Source organism: Pseudomonas sp. 7SR1 (assembly GCF_900156465.1).
Lineage (GTDB): Bacteria > Pseudomonadota > Gammaproteobacteria > Pseudomonadales > Pseudomonadaceae > Aquipseudomonas.
Genome location: NZ_LT707064.1, coordinates 4,637,116 through 4,658,047, shown reverse-complemented (window position 1 = coordinate 4,658,047; position 20,932 = coordinate 4,637,116). Strand labels below are relative to the sequence as shown.

The 20,932-nt window shown below is 62.7% G+C and carries 19 protein-coding genes; 17 read left to right on the top strand and 2 right to left on the bottom strand.

The annotated features are described in order from the left end of the window. The first annotated feature begins 156 nt into the window (after window positions 1-156). The 4 genes from BW992_RS20685 (at window position 157) to BW992_RS20670 (ending at window position 4,155) form a co-directional block, all read left to right on the top strand. Window positions 157-1,041 carry a transketolase gene (locus BW992_RS20685; RefSeq protein WP_072391751.1) on the top strand — a complete coding sequence of 295 codons (885 nt, stop codon included), beginning with the start codon at window positions 157-159 and terminating at the stop codon, window positions 1,039-1,041. Continuing rightward, window positions 1,038-2,048 (top strand): transketolase family protein, encoded by a 1,011-nt coding sequence (locus BW992_RS20680; protein WP_072391754.1) that lies wholly within the window; start codon window positions 1,038-1,040, stop codon window positions 2,046-2,048. Before BW992_RS20685 ends, BW992_RS20680 begins: the two co-directional genes overlap by 4 nt. Beyond that, a complete protein-coding gene (locus tag BW992_RS20675) occupies window positions 2,038-3,321 on the top strand; it encodes an aspartate aminotransferase family protein (protein ID WP_072391757.1) in 1,284 nt (427 codons plus the stop codon). Before BW992_RS20680 ends, BW992_RS20675 begins: the two co-directional genes overlap by 11 nt. A 159-nt stretch (window positions 3,322-3,480) precedes the next feature. Next, complete coding sequence (locus BW992_RS20670) at window positions 3,481-4,155, top strand: GntR family transcriptional regulator (protein WP_072391760.1); 675 nt, start codon at window positions 3,481-3,483, stop codon at window positions 4,153-4,155. 8 nt (window positions 4,156-4,163) lie between these two features. Here BW992_RS20670 and BW992_RS20665 read toward each other — a convergent pair whose 3' ends face one another. Continuing rightward, window positions 4,164-5,099, bottom strand: a complete 936-nt coding sequence (locus tag BW992_RS20665) for a LysR family transcriptional regulator (protein ID WP_072391763.1) — start codon at window positions 5,097-5,099, stop codon at window positions 4,164-4,166. A gap of 128 nt (window positions 5,100-5,227) precedes the next feature. Between BW992_RS20665 and BW992_RS20660 the strand changes: the two genes are divergently transcribed. The 10 genes from BW992_RS20660 (at window position 5,228) to BW992_RS20620 (ending at window position 15,851) form a co-directional block, all read left to right on the top strand. Continuing rightward, window positions 5,228-6,253 carry an MFS transporter gene (locus BW992_RS20660; RefSeq protein WP_231991077.1) on the top strand — a complete coding sequence of 342 codons (1,026 nt, stop codon included), beginning with the start codon at window positions 5,228-5,230 and terminating at the stop codon, window positions 6,251-6,253. Window positions 6,254-6,267: 14 nt separating this feature from the next. Beyond that, window positions 6,268-6,552: a hypothetical protein gene (locus BW992_RS27265; RefSeq protein WP_231991076.1), complete on the top strand. Its 285-nt coding sequence runs from the start codon at window positions 6,268-6,270 to the stop codon at window positions 6,550-6,552. Between the two features lie 50 nt (window positions 6,553-6,602). Continuing rightward, window positions 6,603-7,376, top strand: coding sequence for a creatininase family protein (locus BW992_RS20655; RefSeq protein WP_072391769.1), 774 nt, complete (start codon window positions 6,603-6,605; stop codon window positions 7,374-7,376). A 6-nt stretch (window positions 7,377-7,382) separates the two neighbouring features. Further along, window positions 7,383-8,825, top strand: a complete 1,443-nt coding sequence (locus BW992_RS20650) for an aldehyde dehydrogenase family protein (RefSeq protein ID WP_076407028.1) — start codon at window positions 7,383-7,385, stop codon at window positions 8,823-8,825. Window positions 8,826-8,972: 147 nt separating this feature from the next. Next, entirely contained in the window at window positions 8,973-9,836 is an 864-nt protein-coding gene (locus tag BW992_RS20645) for a LysR family transcriptional regulator (RefSeq protein WP_072391773.1), read from the top strand. Between the two features lie 120 nt (window positions 9,837-9,956). Next, complete coding sequence (locus BW992_RS20640; RefSeq protein WP_072391776.1) at window positions 9,957-10,997, top strand: putative 2-aminoethylphosphonate ABC transporter ATP-binding protein; 1,041 nt, start codon at window positions 9,957-9,959, stop codon at window positions 10,995-10,997. Continuing rightward, window positions 10,997-12,706: a putative 2-aminoethylphosphonate ABC transporter permease subunit gene (locus tag BW992_RS20635; protein WP_083714599.1), complete on the top strand. Its 1,710-nt coding sequence runs from the start codon at window positions 10,997-10,999 to the stop codon at window positions 12,704-12,706. Before BW992_RS20640 ends, BW992_RS20635 begins: the two co-directional genes overlap by 1 nt. Before the next feature lie 17 nt (window positions 12,707-12,723). Next, window positions 12,724-13,551, top strand: a complete 828-nt coding sequence (gene phnX / locus BW992_RS20630; RefSeq protein ID WP_076407027.1) for a phosphonoacetaldehyde hydrolase — start codon at window positions 12,724-12,726, stop codon at window positions 13,549-13,551. Window positions 13,552-13,601: 50 nt separating this feature from the next. Next, a complete protein-coding gene (locus BW992_RS20625; RefSeq protein ID WP_072391781.1) occupies window positions 13,602-14,621 on the top strand; it encodes a putative 2-aminoethylphosphonate ABC transporter substrate-binding protein in 1,020 nt (339 codons plus the stop codon). 78 nt (window positions 14,622-14,699) lie between these two features. After that, window positions 14,700-15,851, top strand: a complete 1,152-nt coding sequence (locus BW992_RS20620; RefSeq protein WP_072431261.1) for a TIGR03364 family FAD-dependent oxidoreductase — start codon at window positions 14,700-14,702, stop codon at window positions 15,849-15,851. 40 nt (window positions 15,852-15,891) lie between these two features. Here the strand turns inward: BW992_RS20620 and BW992_RS20615 are convergent, their stop codons facing one another. Continuing rightward, window positions 15,892-16,782, bottom strand: coding sequence for a LysR family transcriptional regulator (locus BW992_RS20615; protein WP_076407026.1), 891 nt, complete (start codon window positions 16,780-16,782; stop codon window positions 15,892-15,894). 167 nt (window positions 16,783-16,949) lie between these two features. On the opposite strand from BW992_RS20615, the gene BW992_RS20610 reads away from it, so the two are divergent. From BW992_RS20610 to BW992_RS20600, 3 genes are all read left to right on the top strand, one after another. Further along, entirely contained in the window at window positions 16,950-18,032 is a 1,083-nt protein-coding gene (locus BW992_RS20610; protein WP_072431260.1) for a 4-oxalomesaconate tautomerase, read from the top strand. A 212-nt stretch (window positions 18,033-18,244) separates the two neighbouring features. Beyond that, window positions 18,245-19,549, top strand: a complete 1,305-nt coding sequence (locus tag BW992_RS20605) for a CitMHS family transporter (RefSeq protein WP_076407025.1) — start codon at window positions 18,245-18,247, stop codon at window positions 19,547-19,549. A gap of 93 nt (window positions 19,550-19,642) precedes the next feature. Continuing rightward, window positions 19,643-20,896 (top strand): OprD family porin, encoded by a 1,254-nt coding sequence (locus BW992_RS20600; RefSeq protein ID WP_076407024.1) that lies wholly within the window; start codon window positions 19,643-19,645, stop codon window positions 20,894-20,896. Window positions 20,897-20,932: the final 36 nt, after the last annotated feature.

Here is a 20,932-nt window from a genome sequence, read left to right as displayed (position 1 = left end):
ATAACTTATATGATTGGCACTGAATTCAACGTCACGCAAGCCCTCGACGAGAAAAAAATAAACCGTCGATCGGTGGTTGATTCTACAAAATATAACTTATAAGTTGTAAGAAGAAGGCCGCGTCAGGCCTCGATCAACCCACTCAGGAGTGCCCTCATGCCCGCTGCAAACCCTGCGGTTCGTGACCCCGTAATGCCGTTGACGCCCGAGCAGGTCGCACGTTTGAAAGAACGCGCGCTGTTCGTGCGTCTCGAAACGGTGCGACTGATTTCCATCGCCAAGGTCGGCCACTACACCTCGGTGTTTTCCTGCGCCGAAATATTTTCGGCGCTGTATTACGACGCCATGCGCCTCAAGCGCGGCGAACCGAAGTGGCCGCAGCGCGACCGCTTCCTGATGGGCAAGGGGCACGCCGCTGTCGGGCTATACCCGTTGCTCGCCGACTGGGACTTCTTCGACAAGGCCTGGCTCGATGATTACACCCGACTGGGCAGCCCCTTGGGCGATCACCCGGATATGCGCAAGGTGCCGGGCATCGATTTCAGCTCGGGGTCCATCGGTCATGCCTTGTCGGGCGGTTTGGGCATGGCCCTGGGTGCGCGCCTGCGGGGGCAGGCATTCGATGTCTACGTATTGCTGGGTGACGGAGAGATGCAGGAGGGGCAGGTCTGGGAAGCCGCGCTGGCGGCGGCGCACCACAAGACCGGCAACCTCATTGCCATCGTCGATCGCAACGGCTACCAGCTCGACGGCAAGGTCGACGATGTGGTGGGTATCGAGCCCCTGGCCGATAAATGGCGTGCCTTTGGCTGGGATGTCAGGGAGGTGGACGGCCATGACGTGGCGGCGCTCGCGACGCTGTTTCGTGAGTTGAAAGCGCAGCCCGCGCGCGAGCGCCCGGTCTGCGTGATCGCACTGACGGCCAAGGGCAAGGGGGTGGGGTACATGGAGACCGAACCGGGATGGCACCTGGGCTGGCTCGCGCCAGAAGACGAAGCGCTGGCGATCGAAGAAATCAAGGTCAATGGAGGTGTTCAATGAGTGCGCCAGTCAAGCCGGCCAGCTGGCAGTATCGCCAGCTGAACGCGATCAATCCCGGGCTCGACTATCTCTCGGAAGGCCTCCTGGACCTGGTTGCCGACGGCCACTCGATTGCCGTCGGGACGGCCGACCTGCAGTACTCCAACGGCCTCAACCGTTTCGCCGACAAGCACCCGGAGCTGTTCATCCAGTTCGGTATCGCCGAGCAGAACATGGTGAGTGCCGCCGCGGGCATCGCCACCACCGGGACCACACCTTACGTCGCCACGTTCGCTTCGTTCCTGGCGTTGCTGTGCTGCGAGCAGATCCGCATGGACGTGGCGTACTCGGCGCTGCCGGTCCGGCTGATCGGTCATCACACCGGCATCAGCCTGGGGTTCTACGGCACTTCCCACCATGCCACCGAGGACATCGCGATCATGCGCAGCATCGCCGACCTCACGGTGGTCGCCCCGGCGGACGGCCCACAGCTGGCGGCTGCCATCCGCGCATCGATTCATCATCCGCAGCCGATCTATTTCCGCATCGGGCGTGGCCAGGAGCCCAACGTCTATCCGCAAAACGTCACTTTCGAGTTCGGCAAGGCCATCGTCCATCGCGTCGGTGCCGACGTGACCCTGATCGCCACCGGCAGCATGCTGCACCCGACCCTGGAGGCGGCCAACGCCCTTGCCGATAGCGGCCTGGCGGTGGGGGTCATCGACATGCACACCCTCAAGCCCATCGACCGCGAAGCCATCCTGAAGGCTGCCGCCGCAACGAACCTGCTCATCACCGTGGAGGAGCACAACGTACTCGGCGGCCTGGGAGGCGCTGTGGCCGAAGTGCTGGCGGATGAGGGCATCGGCGTGCGCCTGGTCCGTCATGGTATCCATGACGAGTACAGCCTGATCGCACCGCCCACCCACCTGTACCGTCACTATCGGCTGGACGCGGCGGGTATCGAAGCCGTCACCCGCCAGGCGCTGGCCCGGTTCTCCGGCAAGGAGCAGCGTCATGTCGGCTAACCAGGCGTGGTATGCACGCGCACAAAAGGTACTGCCCGGTGGACACCTGAGCCCCAGTCGCAGGCTCGGGCAACCCTACGCATTCGTACGTGCGCAAGGGGCCTATCTCTTCGACGCGGACGGGCAACGCCACACTGACTTCCACTGTGGATTCGGTGCCCATGTACTGGGCCATGGGCATCCGGCGATACGGGACCGGGTTTTCGAAGTCGCCCAGCGCATGGACCTGATGGGGGCCGGCATCACCGACCTGGAAGTCGAAGTGGCGGAGACACTGGTCCAGTACATTCCCTGCGCCGAGCAGATCGCATTCTGCAACAGCGGATCGGAGGCCACCTATCACGCCTTGCGACTGGCCCGCGCGGCGACGGGACGCAAACGGATCATCAAGTTCCAGGGCGGTTACCACGGCTGGCACGATTATGTCGCCATGAACGGGCAGACGACCCGGGAGCGCATCGGTCAATTCGATCCGATGTCCGACGGAATCCTGCGCGCCGCCGCCGAATACACGATCATCCTGCCCTATAACGATGCCGACTCGGTGGAGCGGTACCTCAAGGCTCACCCGGGCGAGGTGGCTGCGATCATCGTCGAACCCATCGCTCACAACATGGGGGCGGTGGCTGCTACGGATGCATTCCTCAAAGACCTGCGCAGCCTGACCAGCGCCCATGGCGTCGTGCTGATCTTCGATGAGGTGATCACTGGCTTCCGGCATGCATTGGGAGGCTATCAGTCCATCGTCGGGGTGACCCCGGACCTGGCCACCTTCGGCAAGGCCGCCTCATCCGGCTATCCCGTAGGGTTCATCGCCGGTAAACGGGAACTGATGCACTTGATCGGTTTGACCGGGCCCAAGGGCGTGTTCATGGGCGGCACCTGCAATGGCACACCTTCGACGTTGGCGGCCGTGCAGGCGACTCTTGAAGAGTTGGCGCGCCCCGGGACCTACGAGAAGCTGTTCGAGTTGGGCGACTATATGCGTGCCCAGCTGGACCTCATCGTCCAGCGCCTCGGGATTCCCGCACAGAGCGCCGGTTATGGCTCGGCCTGGCTGCTGTATTTCTTCGAGGGACCGTACAGCCAGTACACGGACCTGCTGCGCAACGATGACGCACTCGATGTGGCCTTTCGTCAGCGTTTGATCGAGAAGCGGCTTATCTTCCAGCCGATGCAGCTCAAGCGGCTATACCTCTGCACCGCTCATACTCGGGAGATCCTGGATGAGTCCCTCGGGGTGATGGAGGACGTGTTGAAGACCCTGGTCTGATCGTTCCTGGCGCCAGGCACCGGAGGCAGCCTGACCGCTGCCTTCGGTGCGGGCGCTTGTCGGAACTCGGCTGCCTATATGTTATAAGTGGCGGCTTATCGCGTATGGGTATGGGAAAGTCCTGTCATGGCACGGGACGGTCATCATTAGGAGTGAACTGTGCAGATTCAACCCTTGGAACAAGGCAACCTTTCGGCCCGGGCGTACTATTCGATTCGCGAAGGACTGATCGCCGGCAATTTCAAGCCGGGGGAACGGTTGGTCATGCAGGATCTGGCAGAGCGACTGGGAACCAGTGTGACGCCGGTGCGTGAAGCATGCCTTCGGCTGGTGAGCGAGCGCGGCCTGGAGCTTCGATCCGGCCGGTTTGCGACCGTGCCTGCATTGACCCGGGCGCGCTATCTGGAGGTCCGTACCATCCGCATTGCCCTGGAAGGGCTGGCTGCGGAACTGGCGACGCACCATGTGACCGATGCCGACCTGGCGAAGCTGCTGGAACTGCACAATGCCTTCGAACAAGCCGATCGACAGAACGACGGCCTCGCTGCGATGCATCACAATCGCGAGTTCCACTTCACCCTCTACCGGCTGTCGGGCATGGACATGCTTACCGCGCAAATCGAGAGCCTCTGGGTGTCCATGGGCCCGATCCTGAATCTGTTCTATACCTTCGGCCACAACTCCTACATCGGCGCCGACGAACACCTGGTGTTGATCGACGCTCTGAGAGACAGGAAACCGGCAAAGGCTCGCAAGGCCATCGCCGACGATATCCTGCGTGGCGGTATCAGCATCCTGAAATTCATCGACGAAACCGAGGGCAAGACGGCTTAGCCTGCAGTTCAAGCACCTGGCTGGCCAGGGTCGCCGCTGGCGAACATCGGCAAACGCCGCAGCATCCAGTCGAGCAGTTCCTGGGCCGGTGCCGCCAGCGGGCGTCCGGCCTTCACCAACAGTTTCGCCTCCACGCCCAGGAACAAGGGATGGTCGATGGCCACGGCCGCGAGGTTGCCCTGGGCAATCTCTCGGTAGGCCGCCACTTCGCCCAACAGCGAGGCAAACTCACCGGAGGCGACAAGGCGCTTGAGGGCGGCCAACGAATTGCTGACCAGCGCCGGGCGGATCTGGATCTTCTCGGCATACTCGAGCATCTTCAACGCATGGCCGATCCCGAAGGTCGTCGGTGTCAGCACCAACCGGCATTCGAGCAGGTCGGCGACGGTGGCCATTGCTCCGCGCAACGCCAGCGCATGGTCCGGGCGAACCAGCAGCATGACGGGCTGCCGGGACGTCGCTCGGTAATCGATATGCGGGTGCGCAGGAGGGTTGTAGGCCAGGCCGATATGCGCACGATTCTCCGCAATCTCGTTCAGCACGTCGTCCACCGGCAATATGTCCAACCGGATGTCGAGCTTGGGGTACTGCTTGCAGAACGGCGCGAGCACATGGTCCACCAGGGTATCGACATAGCCCTCGCTGATGACGACCCGCACCTGTCCCAATTGCAGCCCCTTGATGGCCTGGAGCTGGTCTTCGAGCTTCTCCTGGTGTGATCGATAGCCGCGCCAGAACTCCAGCAGGTGCGCGGCAGCCTCGGTGGGCTGGACGCCGCGGGCCTGGCGTTCGAACAGTCGGGTGCCCAGTTCTTCTTCCAGCAGTTTGATCTGACGGGTGATCACCGACGGCGAGGTGTTGATGCTGTCCGCCGCGCCACGTATCGATCCGTGGGTCAGCACTTCATGGAAGTACCGCAAGCGTTGCTGGTTGATCTCGCGCATGGGTTCTCCCTCAGTTTGTGCGTTGCTCATAGGGCAACAATACACGAACATAGTTGCTCTTGCTGCTGTCTGCGTTGTCGGCGCAACATCCTCGGCACGTCAGAGCAACAAGAAACTGGAGACTCCCCATGTCGACCGTCGTGACGCCGGCTTCCGCCGCGGCCCTTGCAACCCTGTACCGCAAACTCAACTGGCGCCTGTTGCCGCTCCTGTTCGTCTGCTACGTCTTCGCGTATCTGGACCGGATCAACGTCGGCTTTGCCAAATTGCAGATGCAGAACGACCTTGGGTTATCCGACGCTGCATATGGTGTCGGTGCAGGTGTGTTCTTTCTGGGCTATGTGCTGTTCGAGGTGCCCAGCAACCTGATGTTGCCCAAGGTGGGGGCCAGAAAGACCTTCAGTCGCATCCTGGTGCTATGGGGCATCACCTCGGCCTGCATGCTGTTCGTACGCAATGTGCCGATGTTCTACGCCATGCGATTTCTGCTGGGTGTCTTCGAAGCCGGTTTCGCCCCGGGAATGATCTATTACCTGTCTTGCTGGTACGGCCCCAAGCGGATGGCCCGGGCCATTGCGATCGTATTCATTGCCGGTCCGGTGGGCGGCATTGCCGGCGGTCCGCTGTCGGCATGGCTGATCACCACGTTCGAAGGCGTGGGTGGGCTCGTCGGATGGCAATGGATGTTCCTGATCGAAGGCTTGCCCTGCGTTCTGCTGGGTGTGGTCGCCTATTGCTGCCTTTGCAACCATCCTGCCGAAGCTCGCTGGCTGAGCACAGGCGAAAAACAGCTATTGCAGCGTGAGCTGGGTGCAGGGCCGGAGGGGGGCCACTCGTTCGGGGCCGTGTTGCGCGATCGCAGGATCTACATTCTGGCGTGCGCCTATTTCTGCATCATTTTTTCGATCTACGCCATGAGTTTCTGGCTGCCGGCAATTCTCAAGGCCCAGGGTATCCAGAGCATGATGCAATTGGGTTGGTATGTCGCCATTCCCTATGTAGCCGCAGCAGCGGGCATGTACTGGATCGGGCGTCGCTCCGATCGCTTCGCAGAGCGCCGCTATCACTGCGCGGTGCCGGCAGGCATCGGGGCAATGTCGTTGCTCCTGTACCCCTATGCCGATGGGAGCTGCTGTTCTCCCTGGTCCTGCTGACGCTGGCGGTTGCCATGATGTTCATGGCCTATACGGTCCTGTGGGCAATGCCCTCTGAACTGATCAAGGGCGAGGCGGCAGCGGGCGGCATCGCACTGATCAATACCATCGGTCTGTGCGGCGGCTTCTGGGGCCCCGCGGTGATCGGGTGGGCAAAGACATCGACGGCCAGTATGACCCCCGGCATCGTCGCGGTCGGTTGCGTGTTCCTGTGTACAGCGTTCGTCATCATCGCGAGCAAACCGTTGGCGCACCGCGACCGGACCCTGGGTACAGGGCGAATCGAACAGGCGCTTTGAACGTCAACCCACGTGTTCCGCAAGGAACCCATTCAAGAGAGAGAACGCACATGCTTCTGCATTTATCGACCTGGGCCGAAATCGAGCATTTCCTCCAGCGCAGCCGTACCGTCGTAATTCCGATCGGCTCCAACGAGCAGCACGGTCCCACCGGGCTGTTGGGCACGGACTGGATGTGCCCGGAAATCATCGCCCATCAGGCACAACAGACAGCCGATATCCTGGTGGCTCCGACCTTCAACATCGGCATGGCCCAGCATCATCTCGGTTTTCCGGGGACGATTTCGCTCAGGCCTTCTACGTTCATCGCCGCCATCGGCGACTGGACACGCTCCCTGGCTGCCCACGGGTTCGAAAAAATATTCTTCCTCAATGGACATGGCGGCAATATCGCGTCAATCGAAGCGGCGTTTTCGGAGCTTTATGCCGAGGCGAGTTTCGCCCGTCGCCCGGCGGGCTTTGCCTTGAAATTGTGCAACTGGTGGGACCTGGAAGGGGTCAATGACCTGGCGCGGGAGCAGTTCCCGTCTGGCCACGGTATCCATGCGACACCGTCGGAAATTGCCGTGACCCAATGGGCCTATCCCCACGCCATCAAGACGGCGGACTACTCGCCACAGATCGCCAACTGGGGCCCGATCCGGGAGGCTGCCGATTTCCGTGCCCGTCATCCGGATGGCCGCATGGGGTCGGACCCGGCGCAAGCCTCCCCGGAAAAAGGTCGGCAACTGGTGATGATGGCCGCCCAAGGCCTGGTGCAGGAGGTGCAAGCCTTCAGCCGAGAGGCCATGCCGGACCCGCAAACACTGCAATCAGCCAGGTAAGCCACGATGTGGAAGATCGATCACAGTTACATTGATGGAGTATTCGTTCCCGTCCAGGGCAACGAAACGGTGGAATGCATCAACCCGGCGACCGAGGCGGTCATCGGTACGGTCACCTTGGCGAATCGTGATGATGCCAGGCAGGCCATCGCCGCGGCCTCCCGTGCGCAGGTCGCGATGCGCGGCAGCTCCAAGGCCGAGCGTATCGACATGCTCAGACAGCTACAGGCCGCTGTGCTGGCCAAGACGGATGAAATTCGCGACACGGCCATCGAGGAATACGGCGCGCCGTTTGCCCGTGCCCAATGGGTCAGCCGTTACGCGTCCCAGTCTTTCGCCAATGCGGCGCAGGTGCTGGAGAACCATGCGCTGCGTCGCACGGTCGGCGACGCCACCGTCGTGATGGAGCCGGTGGGCGTATCGGCGTTGATCGCTCCCTGGAACAGCACGGCAGGGACGATTTGCAGCAAGCTGGCATCGGCCATCGCCGCTGGCTGTGCTTCGGTCATCAAGCCCAGTGAGCTGAGCCCGCTGCAGACCGATGTGCTTGCCCAAGCCTTGCACGGTGCGGGTTTGCCTGAGGGCGTCTTCAACATTCTGCTGGGACTTGGCAGCGATGTCGGTGAAGAAATCAGCACGAACCCGGAGGTCGCAAAAATTTCATTCACGGGCTCCACCGCCACCGGCAAACTGATCGCTCGCGCCGGCATCGAGACGATGAAGCGCGTCAGCCTCTCGCTCTCGGGAAAGTCAGCGTCCATCATCCTGGATGATGCCGATCTCGACATCGCCATTCCCCTGGCACTGAATGCCGCGTTCATGAACAACGGCCAGGCGTGTGTCGCCGGCACGCGGCTACTGGTGCCGCGCAGGCAGGCCAAGCTCATCATCGACCGGATGAAGAACCTGGTAGAGGCGATGGTCGTCGGCAATCCGCAGGATCCATCCACCCTCATCGGCCCCCTGGTCAGCCAGACGCAATATGACCGCGTGCAAGGTTTCATCCGCCGTGGGTTGGCCCAGGGGGCGAAGCTGGTCATCGGCGGGGAGGGCAGGCCGGTCGGCCTGGACAGGGGCTATTTCGTCAGGCCTACGGTGTTTGCCGAGGTCAGCAACGACATGGATATCGCCCAACAGGAGATTTTTGGCCCCGTGCTATCGATCATCGCCTATGACTCGCAAGAGCAGGCGGTGGAAATCGCCAATGCCAGCCTCTACGGCTTGCAGGCCTACGTGTTTTCCCGGCGACCGGAACGCGCACGCCACGTGGCGGCCGGACTGCAGGCCGGCTCAGTGTTGATCAACAGAATCGCACCGGAATTGCTTGCCCCGTTCGGCGGGGTCAAGCAGTCCGGTGTAGGTCGGGAGTTCGGGGTCTTTGGCCTGGAGGCGTTTCTCGAGGCCAAAAGCATCGTATCGGATCAGCCCGTGCCTGGCGCGACCATGTGATCGGGCCCGGTTCGGTTGATGGCGACGGGATGAGCCTTCAATCTCGCGGGCAAAACTCAGGTGGCCTTCGCTACGTCGGCAGCCTACCATTCGCCTTCGTGCCTCAAGTCACCCAAATGCCTGCCTGGCCCAAGGAGCTGTCAACGGATGCTTTCTGCCGAGCTCAAGTCCTTCCATATGGTCGCCCGCCTGGGCAGCATTACCCATGCAGCGAAAAAGCTCGGCCTCAGCCAGCCCACCGTCACCACCCAGATTCGCAACCTGGAAGCACAGTATGGTGTCGAGCTGTTCTACCGCGGCGGCCGACGGTTCACCCTGAGCGAGGATGGCGCGCGCCTGTTGCCCATGGTCCAGGCGCTGCTGCAGCAGGAAGCCGATATCGAGTTCTACCTGCATAACTGCGGCCAGCTGCAGGGTACCTTGCGCATCGCCGCGACCGCGCCTTACTACATGCTTGATCTGGTCAGGCGCTTTCGCGAGCGCATGCCGCAGATCCAGGTGACCATGGACATAGGCAACTCGCTCCAGGTGATCGAGGCGCTGGAAGAATATCGCGTTGACGTGGCCGCATCCTCGCAGTTGGAGGAAGACCCGCGCTTCACCCGTCTGCTGCTGGGCGAGGACCCTCTGGTGCTGGCCGTGCACCGCAGCCATCCGCTGGCCAAGCACACACGATTGCCGCCCTCGGCCCTGGCCGGGCACTGCCTGTTGATGCGCGAAGTGGGCTCGACCACCCGCCAGCTCACCGAGCAGATGCTGCGCAAGGCCGCAGTCGCGCAGGGGCCGCTGCTGGAAATCGGCAGCCGCGAGTCGATACGCGAGGCGGTGCTGCGCAATATCGGCATCAGTGTCATCGCCCGCCATGAGGTTCCGGACAATCAGGAGCTGCGGGTGATCGCCCTGGATGACGCGCCTCTCATTCCTGAGTATCTCTATTGCCTGCGAGAACGCCGCCAAGCACGCCTGCCGGCGGCTTTCCTGGCCATCGCCCGGGAGTCGACCGAGGCCTGACCAGGGCGTCGTCACAAAAAACGCCGATATCACTATCGGCAACTTTTGCCCAACTGCCATAAAGCCTTCGCAAGCCGGACCCAAGATGACCCTCGTTCGATTCCAAACGAGATTCCTGGCATGGCTACCGTCGACTTGCAACTGCGCGACATTCACAAGGGCTTCGGCACTTTCAAGGCGCTGGACGGCGTATCGCTGGAGGTCAAGGCCGGCGAACTGGTCTGTCTGCTCGGGCCGTCCGGCTGCGGCAAGACCACACTGCTGCGCTGTATCGCCGGCCTGGAGCGCCAGGGGCAGGGCAGCCTGCATTTCGCCGCGCGAGACGTCTCGACGCTACCGCCACAGGCGCGTGACTACGGTATTCTGTTCCAGTCCTACGCGCTGTTCCCCAACCTGACGGTCATTCAGAACATCGCTTATGGCCTGTCTGGCCGTGGGCGCGATGAGGTGCGCCGCCGGGTCGATGAAATGCTCGAGTTGGTCAGCCTGGGGGGCAGTGGGCACAAATACCCCGCACAACTTTCAGGCGGACAGCAGCAACGCGTGGCATTGGCCCGCGCACTGGCGCCGGGTCCCTCGCTGCTGCTGCTCGATGAGCCGATGTCGGCCCTCGATGCCCAGGTGCGCGAGCATCTGTGCGGCGAGCTGCGCGCCCTGCAACGCCGGCTTGGCATCACCACCCTGATGGTCACCCACAATCAGGAAGAGGCCATGCTGATGGCCGACCGCATCGCGGTGATGAACCAGGGGCGGATCGAGCAGTACGCCACTCCCCAGGCCGTCTACAACACGCCCGCGACGCCTTTCGTGGCCGAATTCGTCGGCCAGGGCAACTGGTTGCCGTTCCAGCGTGACGGCCAGCATGCCCGTGTCGGTGGCCTGAGCATGCGTTTGCCGGATACCGGGCCCGGTGGAGACGGACGCCTGTTCTGCCGGCCCGAGGCGATACGGGTCAACCCTCGATTCGAGCAGGACAACCTGTTCCCGGCGCGCATGCGCGAACTCACCTTCCTGGGCAATCGCTGTCGCCTGAGCTTCGAGCTGGAGGACCTGCCGGGCCACGCCTTGCTGGCGGAAATGTCTCCTGAAGCGCTGCCGCATTTGCACGGCCAGCAGATACGCGTGGCCTTGCCGCCGAGCAGCCTGCAGGTGTTCGCCTGATGGAACAGGTGGCGATGATGGAGCAGGGGGTGAAATCCCCGCGGCGTTCGACGGACCTGGCCGACCGGCTATTCGTGCTGGGTGGCCGATGGGTGATGCTGGCGCTGCTGGTGCTGGCCGTATTGCTGCCGCTGCTGGCCATTCTTTGGCGAGGCCTGGCGGGCGACCCGACGCAAGGCGGTGGCCTTGCGGCTGCGGCGCAACTGTATCGCAGCGCCCACTTTCGCTGGCTGCTGGGCAACAGCCTGACCAGCGCGCTGACCGTGGTGATGATCGTGTTGCCGCTGGCCTATGGTTTCGCCTATGGCTTGCTGCGTACCTGCCTGCCGGGCAAGAAACTGTGGCGCGGCCTATCGTTGCTTCCACTCCTGGCGCCTTCGATGTTGCCAGGGATCGCGCTGATCTACCTGTTCGGCAACCAGGGCATGCTCCGTGACTGGATGCCGGACAGTCTCTACGGTTTCTGGGGCATCGTGCTGGGGCAGGTCATCTACACGTTCCCCCATGCCCTGATGGTGTTGCTCAGCGCCCTCGCGCTGGCGGACGCACGACTGTTCGACGCAGCGTCCAGCATGGGGGCGTCGCCGTGGCGGGCCTTTCGCAGCATCACCTGGCCCGGCACCCGCCAGGGGGCATTCGCCGCAGGATGCCTGGTGTTCACCCTGTGCATCACCGACTTCGGCGTGCCCGTGGTGGTCGGTGGCGATTACCAGGTGCTGGCGTTGGAAGCCTACAAGGCGGTACTGGGTCAACAGCAATTCGGCCGCGGCGCCCTGATTGGGTTGTTCCTGCTCCTGCCGGCGCTGTTCAGCTTCGCCGTCGACTCCTGGCTGCGCCGCCGCCAGCGCGACGCCATGAGTGGTCGCGCCCAGGTTTATCATCCGCAACCGCGCAGTGGGCGCGATGGCGCCTTTCTGCTGCTGGTCGCGCTGGTCGGCACGCTGCTGCTCGGCGTGTTCGGCATGGCGGTGTATTCGTCGCTGGTGAAATTCTGGCCTTACGACCTGTCGCTATCGCTGGACAATTACGTGTTCTCCGATCTTCCCGGCGGTTGGCTGGCCTATCGCAACAGCCTGGTGCTGGCCACCGCGACAGCGTTGTTCGGCAGCGTGGCGATTTTCACCGGCAGCTACCTCCTGGAAAAGCCCCGGCAGAACCCGTTGACGCAAGTGCTGCGCCTGCTGTGCTTCATTCCCATGGCCGTACCCGGCCTGGTGCTCGGGCTGGGTTATGTATTCTTTTTCAACCTGCCGGCCAATCCCTTGCATGGGCTCTACGGCAGCCTGGGGTTGCTGGTGGTATGCACCGTGGCGCATTTCCTGACCACGGCGCAGATGACTGCCGCCACCGCGTTGCGTCAGCTCGATGCTGAATTCGAGTCCGCCGCGCTGTCGCTCAAGGTACCGCTGCTGCGACATTTCCTGCGCGTGACGGTGCCCATCTGCCTGCCGGCGCTGCTGGACATCGTCCGCTATCTGTTCGTTTCGGCGATGACCACCGTATCGGCGGTGATCTTCCTCTATAGCCCGGACAGCATGGTGGCATCCGTCGCCGTGCTGAACATGGACGATGCTGGCAACGTCGGCGGTGCCGCCGCCATGTCGACCCTCATTCTTCTCACCTGTGCCAGCGTGTCGCTCCTGCTGGCCTGGGCTTCGCGTGGTCTGTCGCGCCGCTCCCAGGCCTGGCGCGCGGCGCCGGGCCTCTGATCTCGCGGAGTACTGCCATGCACTACCAACACCCTGATCGTCTCCAGGCCGTCATTCTCGACTGGGCGGGAACCGTGGTCGATTTCGGCTCCTTCGCTCCGACGCGGATTTTCGTCGAGGCATTCGCCGAATTCGACATCGCCGTCAGCCTGGCTGAAGCTCGTGGTCCCATGGGCATGGGCAAGTGGGATCACATCCGCACCCTGTGCGACCAGCCTGCTGTGGCCGAGCGCTTCGAGAAGCGTTTCGGGCGCCGGCCGAGCGATGCCGACGTGACGGCCATCTACGAGCGCTTCATGCCTCTGCAGATCGCCAGGGTCGCCGAGCACAGCGCGCCGATTCCCGGCGCCCTGGCGACCGTAGCGAGCCTGCGTGAACGCGGCCTGAAGATAGGCAGTTGTTCTGGCTATCCCAAGGGGGTCATGCAGCAGGTGGTCGAACTGGCGGCTGCGGCCGGCTATCGACCGGACCACGTCGTCGCCACCGACGAAGTGCCCAAGGGCCGCCCTAGTCCGGCCCAGGCGCTGGCCAATGTGATTGCCCTGGGGCTCGACGACGTGGCCGCCTGCGTCAAGGTCGACGACACCGAACCTGGCATTCTCGAAGGGCGCTGCGCCGGCATGTGGACGGTGGCGCTGCGTTTCTCGGGTAACTTCCTGGGCCTCACCTGGGCGCAATACCAGGCGTTGCCCAATGAACGGCTGGAGGCCGAGCGTCAACGGATCGATGACTTGTTCGCCAACAGCCGCCCCCATTACCTGATCGACACTCTGGCCGACCTGCCACCGGTCGTCGACGCCATCAACGCGCGCTTGGCTCGCGGTGAAAGTCCGCAAGGCTGCTGAAGCTGTTTTCCCTGTTCGCTCGCCCATCCTTCACCCACAGGAACCACACCATGTTCAAGCGCATCGCCCTTGCCGCCGGCCTGCTCGCCGCCGGCGCCCTGCATGCACAGGCCGCCACCGAGCTGACGGTCTACAGCGCGCTGGAAGTCGAACAACTCAAGCCCTACCAGCAGGCATTCGAGAAACAGCACCCGGATATCCGCATCAAGTGGGTACGTGACTCCACCGGGGTCGTCACCGCCAAGCTGCTGGCCGAAAAAGACCGTCCCCAGGCGGATGCCGTCTGGGGACTGGCGGGCTCCAGCCTGGCCATCCTCAAGCAGCAGGGCATGCTCGAAGCCTACGCACCGGCCAGCCTGGACAAGATCGGTGCCCATTATCGTGACAGCGACAATCCACCGTCCTGGGTGGGCATGGATGTGTGGGCCGCGAGCATCTGCTTCAACACCATCGAAGCCGAAAAACAGGGGCTGCCGAAGCCGACCAGATGGGAAGACCTGACCGACCCGGTCTACAAGGGCAAGATCGTCATGCCCAACCCGGCGTCCTCAGGTACCGGCTACCTGGACGTCAGCGCCTGGCTGCAGACCTTTGGCGAAGACGGTGGATGGGCCTACATGGACCGGTTGCACCAGAACATCGGCCAATACACTCATTCCGGCTCCAAACCTTGCAAGCAGGCCGCGGCGGGGGAGTTTCCCATCGGTATTTCCTTCGAGTATCCGGCGGTGCAGCTCAAGCGCAAGGGGGCGCCGCTGGCCATCGTACTGCCCAAGGAAGGCCTGGGTTGGGAGATCGAGGCAAGCGCGATCATCAAGGGCACCCGGCATCTGGACGCCGCGAGGAAACTCGCGGACTTTGCTGCCAGCCGCGAAGCCATGGACCTGTACAAGGCCAACTTTGCCGTACTGGCCCAGCCAGGTATCGCCGAACGGTTCCAGGAACTGCCGGCCGACTACGAACAGCGCCTGATCAAGAACGACTTCAACTGGGCCTCCCAGAACCGCGATCGCATCCTGACCGAATGGCGCAAGCGCTATGACGGCAAGTCCGAGCCGGTCAGCCAGTAAGCGGCGCACTCATCCGCGCCTTCCATCGTGACTCACCTGGCCGCCCCGGCGGCCACTTCCCCCATCAAGGAGATTTCCATGCATCAGCACGACTGTGACCTGCTGATCGTAGGCGCCGGCATCCTGGGCCTCGCCCATGCCTGGGCAGGCATGCGTCGCGGCCTCAAGGTCCGGGTATTCGAACGCAGCCATACACCGCTGGGTGCATCCATCCGCAATTTTGGCCAGGCACTGGTCACGGGCCAGGCTCCCGGGCCCATGCTCGACCTCGCGCGTCAGTCCCACGGGCTCTGGGCCGAGCTGGGCAGGGCGGCCGGGCTGGCGATCAGACAACAGGGTTCACTGGTGTTCGCTCGCACCGAGGCCGAGGAGGCCATGCTGGACGCGTTCTGCCTTGGCCGTGCCGAGGAACTGGGCTACCGCACCGAGCTGCTGCGCGGCCCGGCCCTGGACAACCTCTACCAAGGCCGCTTCGTCCATCACCGCGCGGCTCTGCATGGGCTCGACGATCAGCAGTTGTTCTCCCGGCAGGCGCTGCCACAAATCATCGACTACCTGGCTGGGCAGGGCGTCGAATTCCACTTCTCGACGCTGGTACGGGACGTCGGACCTGGCAGCGCCTTGACCACGGCAGGCCGCTTTTCGGCAGGCCAGATCATCGTCTGCTCCGGTCACGATTATCAGACGCTACTGGCCGAGCAGATGGCTGCGTTGAGACCGTCAGTCTGTCGTTTGCAGATGTTGCGGGCGCGCCTGGCGCAGCCTCTGGATCTGCGCCACGCGGTGCTCACGGGACTGAGTTGCGTGCACTACGGCGCCTTCAGCGACCTGCCCGAGGCCGATGCGATCCGCCGGGAAATCCAGCGTGATTACCCGCAACTGGAAAAGCATGGCATCCATCTGTTGATCAGCCCTACACCCCATGGCGAGTTGATCATCGGCGATTCTCACGACTACGGCACAGATGCCGCGCCATTCAACCAAGAGGACGTGGATAACCTGCTGATCGACCTGGCGGAGCACACCCTGGGTGGACGCCTGCAAGTATTGGAGCGCTGGCAGGGCGTCTATGGTGCTCGCGGCCCAGGCCCGTTCAGTGTGTTGCCTGCCGCCGACGGTGTAACCGCCGTGTTGATGCACACCGGCCTGGGCATGAGCGTGGGGCTCGGCCTGGGCGAGCGGACCGTTGCGGCGTTGCTGGGGGAGGGGGCGTGGCCCGTATCCAGCTGAATGCGGTTCCGGCGGGGCGCATCAGCGCCCCGCACGAGGCTCACTGTGGCCACTGCTCGAGCAGAATCGAGACGAATTTCTCGGCGGCAGGGGACAGTGACGCGCCGCGTCGATAGACCAGCCCCAGTGAGCGGTTCACCACCGGCTCCACCAGCGGTACGCTGACCAGTGTCGGGTGGTCTCCGGCCGGCATCGCCAGGCTGGGCATCGCCGACACGCCAAGGCCAGCCTCGACCAACCCCAGCGACGTGGACAGGTGTTGTACTTCGTAAAACCACTGGGGGCGCCAGCTCAGGCCCGACAAGGCATGATCGAGCAGCATCCGGTTACCGCTCAGTCGTCCCACGCCGATCAGTCGGTAGTCGCTCAGTTCCGACCAGGTGACGGCGCTGCGTCCTGCCAGTTCATGATCGCGGCGGCACGCCAGGACGAAGGGTTCGTTGACCAGCGGCACGAATTCGATGTCCGGGTGCTGGCCGCTCATCATGTTGATGCCGAAGTCGGCTTCGCCGCGCAGGACCGCCTCCAAACCTTCGTTGGCACTCAGGTCCAGCAGGCGTATGCGGATCTTCGGATAACGCTCGTTGTACAGGCGGATCACCGAGGGCAGGAAGTAGAAGGCGGCCGTTGGGATGCACGCCAGGGTCACCCGGCCGATCTGCCGCTGCGCCAACTCGCGGATGTTGAGGATCGAATCGTCGAAATCGTCCAGCAGGCGCCGCGCCTTGGGCAGGAAATCACGGCCGACACTGGTCAGGCTGACCTTGCGGGTGGTGCGATCCAGCAAAGCCGTCCCCAACCCTTCCTCGAGTTTTTTCATCCGTCGGCTCAGCGCCGGCTGTGACAGGTGCAGTGCATCGGCTGCTTCGTGAAAGCTGCCAAGTTCGGCGATCTTGACGAAAGATCGTATGTCCTGAAGTTCATATTCCATGCAGGTTCCACTCAAGCTCGCGACGTGTCTTGCAAATCATCCTAAGGCTATTCATTTGTAAAACGCAATAAACGCGCCGATCTTTGCATTGGAAACACTTTTTAAACCCTGCCACTCTTGCCTTCAGAACATCAATTATCCAGATTGATCAACAAGAGTTAGTGTTCATGCAACGTATTCCTTGTGTGCTCATGCGCGGCGGTACCTCCAAAGGACCGGTCTTTCTCGCCTGGGATCTGCCGGCCTCCGTCACCGAGCGTGACGAGCTGCTGCTCGATCTGATGGGTTCCGGCCATGAACTGGAGATCGACGGCATCGGGGGGGGCAGCCCGCAAACCAGCAAGGTGGCGATCGTCAGCCCCTCGCTGCACCCCGAGGCGGACGTCGATTACCTGTTCGTCCAGGTGATGGTTTCCCAGCGTCGGGTCGACACCGCGCCCAACTGCGGCAACATGCTCTGTGCGGTGGGTCCCTTTGCCATCGAACAAGGGTTGGTCAAGGCCGGTGGCGACCTGACTCGGGTGCGCATTCGCAATCTCAATACCGGGACTTTCGTCGTTTCCGAGGTGCAGACCCCTGGGGGCAAGGTCAGCTATGAAGGCGACACGGCCATCGATGGCGTACCGGGCACCGCCGCGCCAGTGCAACTGACATTCCTGGATGCGGCCGGCAGCAAGACGGGCAAACTGTTTCCCACCGGCCAGGTGCTGGACCTGATCGACGGCATCCCGGTGACCTGCATCGATATGGCGATGCCCATGGTGATCGTCGAGGCCAGCCAGCTCGGCAAGCGCGGCGACGAAAGCCCCGCCGAACTGGATGCCGACCACGACTTCCTGCAGCGCCTTGAATCCCTGCGGCTCAAGGCCGGCCTGGCCATGGGCCTGGGGGACGTCAGCGACAAGGTGATTCCCAAGCCGGTCCTGGTGTCGCCAGCCAGCTCCGGCGGGACACTGCAGGTGCGTTATTTCATGCCACACAACTGTCATCGGGCGCTGGCGATCACAGGCTCCATCGGCCTTGCCACCGCGTGTGTAACCGAAGGCAGCGTCGCCGCACGACTGACCGGCGGCCCAGGCGAGCCTCGCTTGCAGCGGGTTCGCATCGAGCACCCGAGCGGTGCGATCGATGTCGTTCTGTCCTACGTCGGCGAACACGGGGAGACCATCCGCGCCTCGGTGGTGCGTACCGCACGCCGGCTCTTTTCCGGTTTCGTCTACGCCAAGGCTTCGCACCGGCTGGCGGGTTAGCCGGCTGCCGGGTCGTTGCATCAGCACAATTGCAAGAATGGGTGATGCCATGAAAGTCGCGCAACACACCTAGCCGGGCACGGCAAATTCAATATCAGGGCGGGACGACATGAATGACCTCTGCCAGGCACACTCAGCCTATTGCCTGGCAGGTTGGAGCCGTGCGCCCGGATGTTGGTAAGGCTACTGAATAACAACAAGAGATCTGACATATGCTCGCTTTACTTGGCTTGGCCATGGTGGTGGTCTTCACCTTCCTGATAATGACCAAACGGCTGTCGCCCATCGTGGCCTTGACGGTGGTGCCAATCGTCTTTGCGGTCATCGGCGGCTTTGGCGGGACCACCGGCAAGATGATGCTGGACGGCTTGAAGATGGTCGCTCCTTCGGCTGCGCTGTTGCTTTTCGCGATCCTGTTCTTTGGCCTGATGATCGACGCCGGCCTGTTCGATCCGTTGATCCGCAAGATCCTCAAGCGCGTCAATGGCGATCCGATGAAAATCGCCGTGGGTACGGCACTGCTGTCGCTGGTGGTGGCACTGGACGGTGACGGCACGACGACCTACATGATTACCTGCGCCGCCATGCTGCCCCTGTACAAGCGTATCGGCATGAACCCCATGATCCTGGCGACCGTGGCGATGCTTTCGTTGAGCATCATGAGCGGCATGACGCCCTGGGGCGGGCCGGCGACCCGCGCGATCGCGGCCCTGGGCCTGGATGCCGGCGACTATTTCGTACCGCTGTTGCCGACCATGATCGGCGGGGCCATGTGGGTGGTGTTCACGGCCTTTGTGCTGGGCCGCGCCGAGCGCAAGCGCATCGGTAACATCCAGTTGCAGAGCGGTGGTGGGGATTGCTATATCAAGGCGATCATCGAAGACACCCCGCACAAGCGTCCGAAACTGGCCTACGTCAACCTGCTGCTGGTGATCGCGGTGATGGTCGCCCTGGTGATGGGGCTCATGCATTCGGCGATCCTGTTCCTGATCGGTTTCGTCCTGGCGCTGATGATCAACTATCCGCAACTGGATATTCAGAAAGAACGCATTCTTGCCCACTCGGGCAATGCCATGACGGTGGTGCTGCTGGTGTTTGCCGCAGGCATCTTCGCCGGGATTTTTTCCGGGACAAAAATGGTCGACGCGCTGGCGCAGACCCTGGTCGACTGGATCCCGCCATCCTGGGGACATCTGTTCCCGCTGGTGGTTGCGATCACCAGCATGCCGCTGACCTTCGTCCTGTCCAACGATGCCTATTACTTTGGCGTGGTGCCGATCCTGGCCAACGCCGCGGCGGCCTACGGGATCGATCCGGTGGAAATCGCACGGGCCTCCATTCTCGGTCAGCCGGTGCACCTGATGAGTCCGCTGGTGGCTTCGACCCTGTTGTTGGTGGGCATGGTCGATCGCGACCTGGGGGATTTCCAGAAAGCCACCGTCAAGTGGGCCGTGCTCACTTCCCTGGTGATTACCGCGCTGGCCCTGCTGACCGGGGCGTTGACGCTGTTTTCCTGATCGACCCGACCCTTGCGCCTTCCTGCCTGACACACCTCGCCGTCGAGGTGTGCGCCGGGCTGCACGTCCAATAACAACAACGAGAAGCTTGATATGACCATTTTTGCCACCCGTGGGGCTTTGCTTCCCATGCTCGCCCTGATGCCGCTGGCCGCGGCCAACGCCGAAGGTTTCGTCGACGACAGCAAGCTCAAGCTGCAGCTGCGCAACGTCTATTTCAACGAGAATTTTCGCGACGAGCAGGGCCTGAGTCCGCGAGCGGCGCGCACGGCCAAGAGCGAGCGCACCGAGTGGGCCCAAGGCTTCCTGCTGGATTACCAGTCTGGGTTCACGCCGGGTTTCGTCGGTTTTGGCGTCGATGCCCTGGGGCTGCTCGGGGTCAAGCTCGACTCGGGACGCGGGCGCAGTGGCAGCGGCCTGCTGCCGGTGCATGACGATGGTCGTGCCGCCGATGAGTTCGCCAGCGCGGGCATGACCGCCAAGGCCCGGATTGCCAGGACCACGGTCAAGTACGGCACCTTGCTGCCCAAGACCCCGGTGCTGGTCTACAACGATGCACGACTGTTGCCCCAGACTTACCAGGGCACGCAGATCAACAGCACCGACATCGACAATCTTGCGCTCACTGCCGGCCATCTTGAGCGTTTCAAGCTGCGGGACTCCGCCGACAGCATGCCGATCGTGCCTGACGGCTACAGCGGCAACGAGGCTGGCGACTTCAGCTATGCCGGCGCCGATTACAAGCTGGGCAAGGCTATCCGCTTGAGCTATTTCTTCGGTGAGCTCGAGAACTTCTATCGACAGAACTACGCCGGTATCCAGCATGACCTGGCACTGGGCGCCGGGGTTCTGACCAGCGACCTGCGCTATTTCAACAGCGTCGACTCAGGTTCGGCCTACAGCGGCAGGATCGACAACGATATGTTCAGCGGCCAGCTGTCCTACGCCGTGGTCGGTCATACGTTCAGCGCCGGCTACCAGAAGCTCAGCGGCGAAGCCGGCTTGCCATATATCAGCGGCGCCACCGTCTATTCCTTCAGCAATGTCGGCATTGGCAAGTTCATTGAAGAAGACGAGAAGACCTGGATGGCCGGCTATGGCTATGACTTTGCCCGTCTTGGCGTGCCTGGCCTGACATTTTCCAGCCGCTACCTCAGCGGCAGCGACGGCAAGTCCGGCAGTGCCGTAAGGGAATGGGAACGGGATGCCGAAATCGCTTATGTCGTCCAGCAAGGCATCTTCAAGGGGGTGGGCGTGAAGCTGCGCAATTATGTCTACCGTTCGGATTTTTCACGGGGGCGGGACAGCAACCGCATCTACTTCACCTATGACGTCGCGCTCTGGTAGGACGGTGACGCAAGCGAAGGGGCGTTCGCTACATCC

Coding starts and splice junctions, on each gene's coding strand:
- BW992_RS20685 (WP_072391751.1), top strand. CDS start 157: ATGCCCGCTGCAAACCCTGCGGTTCGTGACCCCGTAATGCCGTTGACG.
- BW992_RS20680 (WP_072391754.1), top strand. CDS start 1,038: ATGAGTGCGCCAGTCAAGCCGGCCAGCTGGCAGTATCGCCAGCTGAAC.
- BW992_RS20675 (WP_072391757.1), top strand. CDS start 2,038: ATGTCGGCTAACCAGGCGTGGTATGCACGCGCACAAAAGGTACTGCCC.
- BW992_RS20665 (WP_072391763.1), bottom strand. CDS start 5,099: ATGCGCGAGATCAACCAGCAACGCTTGCGGTACTTCCATGAAGTGCTG.
- BW992_RS20660 (WP_231991077.1), top strand. CDS start 5,228: ATGTCGACCGTCGTGACGCCGGCTTCCGCCGCGGCCCTTGCAACCCTG.
- BW992_RS27265 (WP_231991076.1), top strand. CDS start 6,268: ATGATGTTCATGGCCTATACGGTCCTGTGGGCAATGCCCTCTGAACTG.
- BW992_RS20655 (WP_072391769.1), top strand. CDS start 6,603: ATGCTTCTGCATTTATCGACCTGGGCCGAAATCGAGCATTTCCTCCAG.
- BW992_RS20650 (WP_076407028.1), top strand. CDS start 7,383: ATGTGGAAGATCGATCACAGTTACATTGATGGAGTATTCGTTCCCGTC.
- BW992_RS20645 (WP_072391773.1), top strand. CDS start 8,973: ATGCTTTCTGCCGAGCTCAAGTCCTTCCATATGGTCGCCCGCCTGGGC.
- BW992_RS20640 (WP_072391776.1), top strand. CDS start 9,957: ATGGCTACCGTCGACTTGCAACTGCGCGACATTCACAAGGGCTTCGGC.
- BW992_RS20635 (WP_083714599.1), top strand. CDS start 10,997: ATGGAACAGGTGGCGATGATGGAGCAGGGGGTGAAATCCCCGCGGCGT.
- phnX (WP_076407027.1), top strand. CDS start 12,724: ATGCACTACCAACACCCTGATCGTCTCCAGGCCGTCATTCTCGACTGG.
- BW992_RS20625 (WP_072391781.1), top strand. CDS start 13,602: ATGTTCAAGCGCATCGCCCTTGCCGCCGGCCTGCTCGCCGCCGGCGCC.
- BW992_RS20620 (WP_072431261.1), top strand. CDS start 14,700: ATGCATCAGCACGACTGTGACCTGCTGATCGTAGGCGCCGGCATCCTG.
- BW992_RS20615 (WP_076407026.1), bottom strand. CDS start 16,782: ATGGAATATGAACTTCAGGACATACGATCTTTCGTCAAGATCGCCGAA.
- BW992_RS20610 (WP_072431260.1), top strand. CDS start 16,950: ATGCAACGTATTCCTTGTGTGCTCATGCGCGGCGGTACCTCCAAAGGA.
- BW992_RS20605 (WP_076407025.1), top strand. CDS start 18,245: ATGCTCGCTTTACTTGGCTTGGCCATGGTGGTGGTCTTCACCTTCCTG.
- BW992_RS20600 (WP_076407024.1), top strand. CDS start 19,643: ATGACCATTTTTGCCACCCGTGGGGCTTTGCTTCCCATGCTCGCCCTG.